The organism is Polystyrenella longa (genome assembly GCF_007750395.1).
In the GTDB taxonomy this organism is placed as follows: Bacteria; Planctomycetota; Planctomycetia; order Planctomycetales; family Planctomycetaceae; genus Polystyrenella; species Polystyrenella longa.
On the sequence record NZ_CP036281.1, the window covers coordinates 1,168,499 to 1,177,500 of the forward strand.

At 49.8% G+C, this 9,002-nt stretch carries 8 protein-coding genes and 1 pseudogene (1 of these 9 cut by a window edge); 4 read left to right on the forward strand and 5 right to left on the reverse strand.

The window, feature by feature from the left end; all coding sequences use genetic code 11:
* Positions 1–20: 20 nt before the first annotated feature.
* The gene (locus Pla110_RS04420; RefSeq protein WP_197440501.1) at positions 21–938 is read left to right on the forward strand and encodes a DNA-methyltransferase; all 918 of its coding nucleotides are present in this window, start codon (positions 21–23) and stop codon (positions 936–938) included.
* Between the two features lie 150 nt (positions 939–1,088).
* Here Pla110_RS04420 and Pla110_RS04425 read toward each other — a convergent pair whose 3' ends face one another.
* On the reverse strand, positions 1,089–1,715 hold the full coding sequence (locus Pla110_RS04425) for a hypothetical protein (protein ID WP_144993639.1): 627 nt from the start codon (positions 1,713–1,715) through the stop codon (positions 1,089–1,091).
* 89 nt (positions 1,716–1,804) lie between these two features.
* On the opposite strand from Pla110_RS04425, the gene Pla110_RS04430 reads away from it, so the two are divergent.
* Entirely contained in the window at positions 1,805–2,722 is a 918-nt protein-coding gene (locus Pla110_RS04430) for an MJ0042-type zinc finger domain-containing protein (RefSeq protein WP_144993641.1), read from the forward strand.
* A gap of 110 nt (positions 2,723–2,832) precedes the next feature.
* On the opposite strand, the gene Pla110_RS04435 is transcribed toward Pla110_RS04430, so the two are convergent.
* On the reverse strand, positions 2,833–4,146 hold the full coding sequence (locus tag Pla110_RS04435; RefSeq protein WP_144993643.1) for a PQQ-binding-like beta-propeller repeat protein: 1,314 nt from the start codon (positions 4,144–4,146) through the stop codon (positions 2,833–2,835).
* Positions 4,147–4,233: 87 nt separating this feature from the next.
* A complete protein-coding gene (locus Pla110_RS04440) occupies positions 4,234–5,124 on the reverse strand; it encodes a hypothetical protein (protein ID WP_144993645.1) in 891 nt (296 codons plus the stop codon).
* Positions 5,125–5,302: 178 nt separating this feature from the next.
* On the opposite strand from Pla110_RS04440, the pseudogene Pla110_RS23250 reads away from it, so the two are divergent.
* Positions 5,303–5,597: pseudogene (locus Pla110_RS23250) on the forward strand (transposase); the annotation flags it as partial.
* 488 nt (positions 5,598–6,085) lie between these two features.
* A complete protein-coding gene (locus tag Pla110_RS04450; protein ID WP_144993647.1) occupies positions 6,086–6,442 on the forward strand; it encodes a hypothetical protein in 357 nt (118 codons plus the stop codon).
* Between the two features lie 270 nt (positions 6,443–6,712).
* On the opposite strand, the gene Pla110_RS04455 is transcribed toward Pla110_RS04450, so the two are convergent.
* Positions 6,713–7,582 (reverse strand): hypothetical protein, encoded by an 870-nt coding sequence (locus tag Pla110_RS04455; protein ID WP_144993649.1) that lies wholly within the window; start codon positions 7,580–7,582, stop codon positions 6,713–6,715.
* 352 nt (positions 7,583–7,934) lie between these two features.
* Positions 7,935–9,002 carry the 3' portion of a DUF1501 domain-containing protein gene (locus Pla110_RS04460; RefSeq protein ID WP_231742913.1) on the reverse strand. The gene runs 381 nt beyond the window's last position, so only the last 1,068 of its 1,449 coding nucleotides appear in the window; the start codon falls outside the window, past its right edge; its stop codon occupies positions 7,935–7,937.

A 9,002-nucleotide genomic window follows, 5' to 3' on the forward strand; every position in this document is an offset into this window, starting at 1 on the left:
GACAGGGAGGCAACATCGCCATGGCGACAAATTGGAATCAAGTACGACAGGGCGATTGCATTAAAGGGATGCAACAGCTTGAAGGTGGCTCGGTTGATCTTGCTTTCGCCGATCCTCCGTTCAACATCGGATACGATTACGACACGTACAATGACGACCGCTCTGCTGACGAGTATCTCGACTGGTCGAAAACCTGGCTCAGTGAAGTTGTCCGAGTTCTCAAACCTGATGGCACCTTCTGGTTGGCGATTGGTGACGAATACGCGGCCGAACTCAAAGTCATGATGCAGAGAGAACTCGGCCTGCACTGCCGCAGTTGGGTCATCTGGTATTACACCTTTGGCGTGAACTGTAAAAACAAATTCAGCCGCTCGCACGCGCATCTCTTTCATATGGTTAAGAATCCGAAAGAGTTCACCTTCAACGCCGACGATCCTCAGATTCGCATCCCTTCCGCGCGCCAACTCGTCTACGGTGACAAGCGAGCCAACCCGAAAGGACGTCTGCCGGACGATACCTGGATTCTTCGGCCACAGGATATTCCAGAGTCGTTCCAATCCGAAGAAGATACCTGGTACGTCCCTCGTGTGAATGGAACGTTCAAAGAGCGCAAAGGATGGCACGGTTGCCAGATGCCGGAATTGATTCTTGCTCGCATTATCCGCGCCTGCACTCACGAGGGAGCCAAAGTCCTCGACCCCTTCTCGGGAAGCGGCACCACACTTGCCGTCGCTAAAAAACTCCACCGGGAATTTCTCGGATTTGAATTGTCCGAAGAATACACCACCCGCGTAAACGAACGCCTTTCGGAAATTACTCCCGGTGATCCATTACAGGGGACCGAAAACCCGCTCAAGAGTGCTCCTTCGACCAAGAATGGAAAGACACTCGAGTCGCGTCAAAAGAAGAACAAAACGATACCGAAAGAACGTCTCTAATCGCACGCTTCTTTAATGTTTGTTCACGGCTAATATCACCGCACGATTTCTCGTGCGGTTTTTTTTATCGACCTCAGTTTTTGCCCCGATTTCCCAGTGACTAAAAAAGTACAGGTTCTACTTCTAGACATGCGAGTTGGCTATCAATCATCACTTTTCAAAAATCCGAATGAAGAGTTCAATAACCTGGGACTCTTTGTCCTCCGGATTTTCACTGTGCTGAACGTAGCTTAAGAGTTTGATCGGCTCCCCTTTGAGGAGCCAAATCTGATCTCCTTTTTTCACAAACCATTCGTTATCGGACGTGAAAAAATGCGAACTTCCAACTCTCCAAATAATTCCTGGGCTTCTCTCGAAGAAGGCTTCAAGTCGATTTGAAAAAGGAGGTGAATCTAAATACATTTCAGACATAGTATGTTTGTAGATGGTGCCATCAGGAAGCGGCTGCATTCGATAAATTTCTGCGATGCACGGGGAAAAGTTTTCGATCGACACTTTGCAATCGAGTTTTTCATTCGACGTGGTGGATGTATCAATATAGAGCAGGGCATCGGCTGGGCCGCTGCTGAATGCGTAAACGAGGGCAAACGAGAATACACTCAGAATGAATAAACCCGACCCAATCCAGCGCCATCGTCGTGGGGCTTTCTGCTCCTCATTTTGTTTTTCTGCTTCTGTCGACATGTATTCTTCCTCGATTAGACCGATGCATATGACAGTTTGGATCATTACATTCCTGACCTGTTGACTTATTAACAAGTCTTGCTGTGGCGCCATTTTAACTATATAAAGGAGGTCTCTTCTACTTTTTCACATCTGCTACATTTCTGTAAGGGTACCAGCCCACTCGCTCAAAGGGGAAGCCTGTGCCGAAAACCTCTTTCGCTGTTCAATGTCCAGAATGTCAGACGCGTTTCAAAATGCGCGATAAGAAGGTCATTGGACGTAAGAAAAAATGCCCCCAGTGCTCTGCTCATTTCGTGGTTCGCCCCGAATCAACGGCAGATGAATTCGAATCAGTGGGGGCAAGTTCATCGGGAGGATCATCGCTTCCTCCAAGACGCTCGGCTCGGAAACCGGCCAAAAAACGCCGGGTGGTACGCGACGAATTCGAAGACGGACCGGCGACCGGCAAAAAACGTCGATCAAAAAAACGAGAACCCGAAAAGCAAGAAAGCAAAGTGCTCTTGTATGTACTCATCGGGATGATTCCTCTGTTGCTTTGTGGAATCGGAGCGCTGGTTTACTTCGTAGGCATACCTGGATCCGGAGGAGGTGCCATAGCAGAAGAGTTCGTCATGCCGGAAGAATATGACACCTGGGGAACGCGCGACAGTAATTTTCAATTTCAGTATCCCAAAGGATGGGCAGCGTCAGGGGTAAAAAAACGAGCTTCCGTCGAGCACGGCTCCATTAAAATCTCGGCAGAGGACAGCTTGGTGGGGTCGCTGTTTGCCGATATCTCCAGAGGCCCGGGTGTCATCGGCGAAAAGCCGGAGCGTTTTCCCGTCGACGATGTCCACGACCTCATGGGAGCCAAACTCGTCGAGAAGCACCCCGACTGGTCCGAAGTGGACCGTGACCGTCTGAAAAACAGAGGCGGAAACTCCCATCTATCCGAATACACTTACAGCACCTTTTTCGGAGGCGAACGCAAAGGGTATCGGCTCACACTCCTCAATGCGAAATATCAACTGAACGTACTGCTCGAATGCGATGCCGATGAATTCGAACAAGTCAAACCCCTCTTCGAAGAAATGATGCCTACCTTCGGCCCTAAATAAAATGGGGTCGTGGTGAGTCAGGCAGTTAATTCTGTTTGCATCAGTTCAGCTGTGTGAATCCGTGTCTTTCTGTGGTTCCAACCAACATCTTGCATTAAGTCACTTCGGTACTACTTCGCCAGTGACACACCGATGATCTCTTCGTGGTTGCGGACATAGATGTTCTTGTTGGCGAAGGCCGGGTGACACCAGACCATTTGCATTCCGTTGGTGGAAGGGCCAGGGTCGATCAGGTGGGTGCGATCGAGTTCCTGGTAACTTTCCGGGTTCAGGTTGGCGATGATCAGGTCGCCTTCGCTGTTAAATAGAAAGAAGCGGTCCTCCTGTTTTACTGCAAAAGCAGTCGCTCCTTTCTTAGAACGTTCCCCGGTCGTCGGTTCATACGTGCTCCAGAGATGGTCGCCCGTTTTGACATCAAAGCAGACAAACGCCGCATTCCCGTTCACACCATACATGAAGTCTCCTTCCATAAAGGGGATACTCGATTGCGCCGAAATCCCCAGGCGTCCATTCCCTTCCCACAACTGCTCGACGGCAGGCTTGTCCTTGTTCAATTGAAGCATCTCCGATTTCTGGGGCGTACCAGCGACAAACAGGTAATGGTTCTTCACCCTCGGAGTGATCACAGCCAGACCGTAGATCGTATCAAATGGGTGAGTCCAGTAGACTTCACCTGACTTCGGATTGAGACCGTTAACCGAGTCGCCCGACAGAATGATCAATTGCTCCACTCCACCCGCCTGAGTGATCGCTGGCGAGGAGTAACCGATATCGCTGGCCGACAAGCTCTTCCAGATTTCTTTGCCAGTCGTTTTATCAAACGCCACGGCAATCGAACCCTCTCCACCCACGATACAGAACAGCATGTCGTTATGGAGCAGGGGATGCGTGCAGGAACCCCAATGAGCCGGGCGGTCGTAGTATTTCTTTTTGAAATCGACTTCCCAGATGACCTCGCCTTTATCCAGGCTCAGACATTTAAGATCGCCCATTGCCCCGACGGAATACACCCGGTTGCCTTCGATCGCAGGAGTCGACCGGGGCCCCGCTCCGTACGAGATGTTGTAAGGGCAGTCGTACTCATGCTTCCAGACGATCTCGCCCGTCGACTCACTCAGAGCCAGAATCCGTTCCTTCCCCGTCCGTTTATCCCGCTGAGTCCCTTCGTAATGACTGGGGCCGGAATCGGAAACATAGTCCGTGACGATCACATATCCCTGCGCGACGGCAGGGCCGGAGTAACCCTCCCCGATGGGTGTTCGCCACAGTACCTTCGGTCCCTCGGCAGGGAATTCCTTGACAATTCCACTCTCCCGCCAGATAGAATCTCCCTGAGGCCCCAACCAGTGCGGCCAGTCTTCGGCTTGAGTTGTAGCTGAACAGCAGCAAACAAAAAGACATACGGCAAAGCAAAGGCGTATCATGAGCAGAGTCCTTCTTTAGACGAACAGCACCGGTTACACAGGTTTAGCTATATCATCCTGCCTGATAATTAGCATTTCCGCAAGTTACTAACCCGCGTTATAAGTCGGTTGGGGTTGCGGAATTGGAGGAGCGGGTTGTTCCCGTTTCGCTTCGCGGATTAATTCGAATAGTGTCTCGACTTCGTAATGCACGGATCGCGGGGCCGTGATGATGAGGATGTTCACACTCGGCAGGTACTGCAGGTGACTGACCTGACGTCGCAGGTCCATGTCGTTATCCGCTTGTTCTATGGGAACAATGCTGCCACTTATGGGCTCGAATAGACGATCGGCAAATCGCCAGTAAACATGTATCTGATTCGTGAGGAGGTCAATCAGTTCGGCAGCACCGGGGCTTTGCTGATCGGTCTGCACCGAGTAAAAACTAACGTCGTAGAATTTTCGCGACATTTCGCTTGGAGCAAAGATTCGGAGACCGACATTGGCAATGAGGACGCCACCTTCTGTAGGAATGGCAAGGTACTCATATAACATGTTTTTGAATTCGGCTTGATATTCATTACTGTAATGAATAAACAATTGCTGGCTTAAATCATTCAATCCATCCTGGAAGCTTTGCGATTCCAACGTCACGTCCGTGCCGAGTGTCTTGCTATAAATCTCTTCAAACGTTTTCCGTCCAATCAGACCTTCGAATTCCACGTCGAGCTTGACTGCCTTAGCCATCGCAAGAATCGCTTCATCAACTGTCTGGGTTGCTTTCAGCTCGACTCTGAGCGGTTGATTCAGCTTCTGTTTATTCTCGGCCAGTTGGAGAGCAGCTGTCGACTCCGGGTTAACGACCTGGGCGACCTTGAGAGTCTGTTCCGTTTTCGATTCGGCAACAGATTCCTCTTCACTACGGCACGGGTTCGCGGCGTAAGAAAGACCGACGACAACGCAAGGCAAGACGTACAGTAGTGATTTTTTAAAACGCATAGTAACTCCGTTGTTGATGCGGTTAACGTAGATGCTTGGGACCGTGATTTATGGTTGTTGGGATTCTAAAACAGCGAACCACCTAATAGCCCGTTGAATTTCTCCCTACGCGCCGGAATCTTCAATTGATATCTTCTCTCCCATCGCATTCAGTCGCAATGGTCAACGGAGGAACGGCATGGCACTCGGAAAACGTGAGCACGAACGGCAGGAATCACTCTGGGTCGAGACACGCAAGCTGACCGCGCCCGGGCATCATTTCTATATCCGGCTCAACAAGTTGCTGCGGGAAGCCGGGTTTGATGCGTTTCTCGAAGAGTTATGCGCTCCCTACTATCACGAACGGGGACGTAAAGTCGATTCCTCCCGGCGTCTACTTCCGCATGCTGATGGTGGGGTATTTCGAAGGGATCGACTCCCAACGCGGCATCGCCTGGCGGTGTGCCGATTCCCTCTCGCTGCGGCAATTCCTGATAAAGCATTCCAGCAAAACATGTGTAAATGTTGTTTCATTCCTTTAGTCGTAAAATACGTAAATCAAAACGCTGTTAAACTGCAAGTAATCAAAGCTGACAGAGACGCATATGGGCTTTAAAAGATGAATAGACCTCTTACATCAGCTTAAGACCTCAGATGGTAATGTGGGTGTGCCATCGTCTTCACAAAACCATGCTTTTATACTTGGAGAAGATTTAAGTAATATGAATCCTTCTGCGTGCAGATAAACTAACCTTTTTCAACAGATTAAAGAATTGTTGTCGAGGTTTTTAGCTTTCCTGTTTGATATTTTTCTCATAAGAAACTCGTTAAAAAAGTGGGCACAGAGTCAATGGGAATATTCCTTAGAGTCTCATCGTTCGTTTCTCTGCTAATCTTACTCTTCAGTTTTGCCACGTACCAATCCCCAGAAAAGTCCTTCAATGAGTTCCTCACGTCAGAGGATTTACCCGAAGATATGATCATGGATCCGCTTATTCTCTGTGGAGAACCTGTTGTGCCTATTGTGCTATCGCACATAGGGGACAAGGAACTTTCCAGGCGTTTTGCTGCGATTCAATTCCTCGGTAATGGACGTTATTCAGCAGCTCTTCCCATATTAAGAGAGATACTCAATGACAATGAGGAGTTGAGTGAATATCGTGCTGTTGCATTAGATTCTATTTTTCTCATAGACAAAAGTTCTGGCAAGGAACTTGCCAAGGAGTATGCTCCATTAGACGATGAATTAGGTCTAATATCAAAACACATAGAGGCGAGAGGTCAATCATACTTTACGGAACGGACATACTGGCAAGCATTAACTCGATACCACGAATGAGCCCGAATCGTGAAGATATTAAGTTGAGTTGAAACCCCGTGATGCCAGATGGTTGTATTCGTGACGAGCAATTATTCCCTACCGCTTCCAATCAAAGTAATTGCGATAGGAATGCTCCTTTAGTCGGAGGCCTTACTGCATCAGAGTCCATACTTCTTGAATAAGAGAGGGAAATGCTGTCGCTACCGGAGTCCAACATTGGATTTCCTGCTTGACAGCCCGTTGAATTTCTCCCTGTGCTTCAGCATTTCTTTAATCTTATATCACATCTTAACGGGGTGAACCGCCATGGCCACCTAGTAGCTCGGGGGCCGAAGGATTTTTCTCCGTGGATTCTTTTATCTCCTCCAACAACTGAGTGATCTCATAATGCACCGAGCGCGGAGCTTTGATTACCAACACTTTTGGAACTTGCAGGTAGGTAATGCTGCTCGCGATATGGAGAGCTTCGAAAGCTTCGCTTTCGCTTTCGTTTAGCTGATGAGTCATAAAAGTATGTTCCAGGGGATGCGTCGATTGTCCGCTAAAACCGATTGTTCGCCAGTAGACGGGAATGTGTGACTTCAATAACTCAGTCAATTGGCTGGTATGCAGCGCCGATTCTTCAGAAGTATTATCCACATTGAGCTCTGCGAGAGCATATATCTTAGTAACTTGTTCACAGGGCGAACTCATCCGGACGAGTGGATTCGCAATCAGCATCCCTTTACCGGTAGGCACAGCGAGAAACGTTCGTCGGTAAACCGCTTCGATATTGAGGTCGCCCTCGTAGTTTCGCAGTAGCATTCGCGCGAAATCATTCAAGGCTACCTGAAAGTTTTCCGCATCAATCGTGAAACTTTGGTTCACTGAAGTGGAGTAAACACTGGCGAGAATCTTCTGGTCCAGACCTTCGAGTTCCATGGTCAGTCCCGCCGCTTCCGCCATGTCACGTATCGCTTCTTCGACTGTACGATCCGCTTTGATCTCAATCTTGACAGGTGCCTTAAGCAGGCTTTCATTTTTCTTCAGCGTCCCGCTCGCACTAGACACTGTCGCCGGCGTTTCGCCATCGGTAAATTCCTGCGCGGAGGCATTCACCAGGCAGAGAGGAATCGAAACCACGAAAATCAGGCAGCTAGCAAACCGAGTGGCATTCATAATATTTCCTTATATCTGAATCGGATGAGCAAGAAGGGAACTAAAGAACTCGGTACCCTCGAAGCCGGAGTGCGCGATGGAACTATATTAGCAAACTCCTGCGTTGGCTGTCTAACACAATCTTGGTAATGAGGTGCTTATCATTGCCAACGAGGAGTGGTCCAGGCAATCTCGCAGAGTTGTCTGGATTGCGCAGCAACACAAAAGTACTGCAAACAGACTGAATCAAATCGCTTCCTCAACCGATTCCGACTGGAGATGATCCATTGCTTAAGTGTGCTTTCAGCACCCAGACAACTCTTTGAGATTGTCCGGGCCACCCGCTTAGATGGTGTTTCCAAAGCATTTCTACTCAGAACAATTCCATGATCGGCTTGCCCTCAGTCAGCAGACTCATCGGGCGTTTTTCTTTGTCGATGAATTCGAGGTCATGGACCCCCATCGATTCATAAACGGTCTTCACCACATGAGCGGGTGTGACCGGGTTGCTGGCGGGGTATTCGCCGTACTTATCGCTCGATCCGTAAACCTGACCACCACGGATGCCACCACCGGCGAACAGATTCGAATGACAATGAGTCCAGTGATCTCGGCCTGCACCTTTGACGCCACCGGATCGGATGTCGCCAATCTTCGGAGTGCGACCCATTTCGCTGGTGACCAGCACCATCGTCTCATCCAGCAGATTCCTGTTGGAGAGATCTTCCAGCAGCGCCGAATAACCCCGGTCGAATTCAGGTAGCAGGAAATCTTTCAAGCAATTGAAGTTGTTTCCATGCGTATCCCAACCGCCCGCGCTTTTGCACTTGCTCTGGATAGCGGTGTTCTCTTTCCAGAAGACGGTGATAAAGGGAACACCGACTTCAACCAGCCGCCGTGCTAATAACAGGCTCATCCCGTTGACCGTTTCGCCGTACCGCTCGCGAAGTTCTTTGGGTTCGCTTTCCACGTTGAAGGCGTCGGACGTCTTCGACGAAAGTAAGAGCGAGAATGCCCGCTCCTGTTGTTTACTCCAGGTGTTGGTGACCGAGTATTGATCAAAGTCGCGTCGGGCTTTATCAATGGTTTGAAGCAATTCCTGTCGAGACGCTACCCGGTCCGCAGTCGTGTCCCCTTCCAGAATTAATGCGGGGGCTTTAAATTGCAGCGGGGTCTCGTGACTTCCCTGAAGGTACAGGGGGTCATGTTCCACGCCCAATCGAGCCGCGAACTGTCCCGGACGAGTATAAGGAGCTTTGCTCGGTTTGTGGGGCAGGGTGATCGCACTAGGCAGGTTCGGGTGCTTCTGACCCTTCGCGCTGACCACGCTTCCCATGTAGGGCCAGTCGTCGGCGTAAGGAGTTCGGTTATTCCCTTTGGAGATGAACGTCGGATCGGGGACGTGCCCGGTCAGGTTATAATAATATCCGGCGTGATGATC

Bases quoted from the DNA above. Each gene is read 5' to 3' on its own strand.
- Pla110_RS04420 (WP_197440501.1), top strand. From the start codon at position 21: ATGGCGACAAATTGGAATCAAGTACGACAGGGCGATTGCATTAAAGGG.
- Pla110_RS04425 (WP_144993639.1), bottom strand. From the start codon at position 1,715: ATGGCGCCACAGCAAGACTTGTTAATAAGTCAACAGGTCAGGAATGTA.
- Pla110_RS04435 (WP_144993643.1), bottom strand. From the start codon at position 4,146: ATGATACGCCTTTGCTTTGCCGTATGTCTTTTTGTTTGCTGCTGTTCA.
- Pla110_RS04440 (WP_144993645.1), bottom strand. From the start codon at position 5,124: ATGCGTTTTAAAAAATCACTACTGTACGTCTTGCCTTGCGTTGTCGTC.
- Pla110_RS04450 (WP_144993647.1), top strand. From the start codon at position 6,086: ATGGATCCGCTTATTCTCTGTGGAGAACCTGTTGTGCCTATTGTGCTA.
- Pla110_RS04455 (WP_144993649.1), bottom strand. From the start codon at position 7,582: ATGAATGCCACTCGGTTTGCTAGCTGCCTGATTTTCGTGGTTTCGATT.